This is a genomic window from Nonomuraea sp. B19D2 (genome assembly GCF_040137845.1).
Lineage (GTDB): Bacteria > Actinomycetota > Actinomycetes > Streptosporangiales > Streptosporangiaceae > Nonomuraea.
Genome location: NZ_JBEFAK010000130.1, coordinates 1 through 2,071 on the forward strand (window position 1 = coordinate 1; position 2,071 = coordinate 2,071).

General features: G+C 72.6%; 1 protein-coding gene. It reads right to left on the minus strand.

Annotated elements, in window-relative coordinates; all coding sequences use genetic code 11:
• Window positions 1-2,049, minus strand: a 2,049-nt coding sequence (locus ABN273_RS59075; RefSeq protein ID WP_349458570.1) for an AAA family ATPase, incomplete at its 3' end; no start/stop codon positions are given.
• Window positions 2,050-2,071: the final 22 nt, after the last annotated feature.

The window sequence follows — 2,071 nt, forward strand, 5'->3', positions numbered from 1 at the left end:
CGCTTCGTAGCGGCCCAGCCCGAGGTCGAGGATCCCGCGCGCGTACTCGGTCCAGCAGACCCCCGGCATCCACTGGCGGTTATCGGCGTCCCGGATAGCCTGCGCGGCCATCGCCAAACATTCCTCCTCCGCGCCGGCGACCGCCGACAGCCAGGCGTGCACGCCCGCCAGGTAGCTGCTCCACTGCGGCTGGCCGACATCGGCGGCCAGGGCCAGACCCGCGACCACGGTGGCTCGCGCGGACCGGTGGTGTCCGATGAGGAGCTGCGCCATGGTGAAGATTGTCATGGCCTGGGGCATGCGTCCCAGACGTCCCTGCGCCCGGCAGTCCTCGACGATCTGGGCCGAGCCATCCAGCATGCCGTCGAGATCGGCCCGGACCATACACTGGTGGGCGATGGTGAAGCGCAGCTCGAACGGTATGCGCTCGGTCCGGTCCGGTATCCGGTAGGTGAGCGTGGTCACGGCATCTCCCTCCAGGATCAGGCGGATGGCGTGGTTGAACGTGCGCACCACGGCGGGCAGCCCCTCACCCTCCGGGCACAGTTCCTCGGTGCGGCGGGCCAGTGCGACCTGGTCGGGGTGGGTGGCGCTGGCCCAGGTGTAGAAGCCGGCCAGGCTGAGCAGCGACAGTTTGGCGGGCAGGTCGTCGGCTGCCTCGGCGCCCTCGTGTAGCAGGCGAACGCCCTCCAGGGGCCGGCCTGCCTCGATTTCCAGCTTCGCGCGCACGTAGGCGAGCTGTGCCAGGACGGCGCCTGTCGGCGTCGTCGTCCCGATCTGCTGGCGCGCCCTGTCCACCAGTTCACTCGCGCGCTGCCACAGGCCTGCCTCGGCCGCGGCTTCGGCTGCGGCCGTCCACCGCCGTACGGCGTGGCCGGGGTCGGCCGACAGTTCGGCGGCCCGTGCGTAGGCTGCCGACACCGCGGCCTGACCGCCGCGCTGGCGTGCGCGTAGCGCCAGGCTCTCCAGCTTCCCGGCCACCTCCTCGTCGGGTTGCAGGGTGACGGCGGCCAGGTGCCAGGCTCGCCGGTCGTCGTCGACGGTCTCGGCCAGCGCCCGGTGGGCGGGCATCCGGGCGGCGATGTCGCAGGCCAGAAGTACCGCGGTGCGCACCAGCGGGTGATGGAAGACCGCGCCCCCCAAGCCCACCCGCACCAGTCCCGCGCGCTCAGCTGCGGCGAAGTCGGCCAGCGACGCGCCGAGCAGGCCGACCGCGCGCGCGAGCACGTCCAGCTCGTCGTGGTGATCGAGGGCCGCCACCAGCAGGCAGGAGCGGGTGGCCTCAGGCAGCGCCGCGATCCGATCACGGAAACCGATCAGCACCCTGTCCGTCACCGGCTGCGCCGTACCGAGAGAGAACGACAGCGGGACCAGGGCGCCCCTGCGCTGGTCGGGGGCGAGCATGCGGGGTAGCTCGACGAGCGCGAGCGGGTTACCCCCGGCCTCGGCCACCAACTGGTCGCGAGCAGCAAGCGGCAGGTCCGCCGCCTGCTCGGCGAGAAGCTTGTGGGCGGCGTCGGTGTCCAGCGCGCGCAGCCGCATCTCGGGCAGACCCCGCGCGGGGAAGTCGCCCTCCCGCGCGGCGAACAGGACGGCGACGGGCTCGGCATGCAGGCGGCGTGCGGCGAACAGCAGCGCGTCGGCCGACTCGCCGTCCAGCCACTGTGCGTCGTCTACCAGGCAGACCACCGGGCCCGCCGCCGACAGCTCCACAAGCAGGCTGAGCGTCGCGAGCCCGACCAGGAAGCGGTCTCCGCGGTTGTCGCCGCCGAGGCCGAGCGCGCCGCGCAACGCCTCCGCCTGCTGCGATGGCAGCGCCTCGATGTGATCCAGGACCGGGCGCAGCAGCAGGTGCAAGGCGGCGAACGGCAGATCCGCCTCGGACTCGACCCCGCTCACCCGCAGCACCCGTCCCCGCGTGCTCGCCGCGGAGAACTCCAGGAGGGCCGACTTGCCGATGCCCGCCTCGCCGCGCACCACCAGAGCGCCGCACCGGCCTTCCAGCAACCCGCCGATGACGGACTGCTCCGCCTGACGCCCGTACAACATGGCACTCCAAGAAACGTTTGTC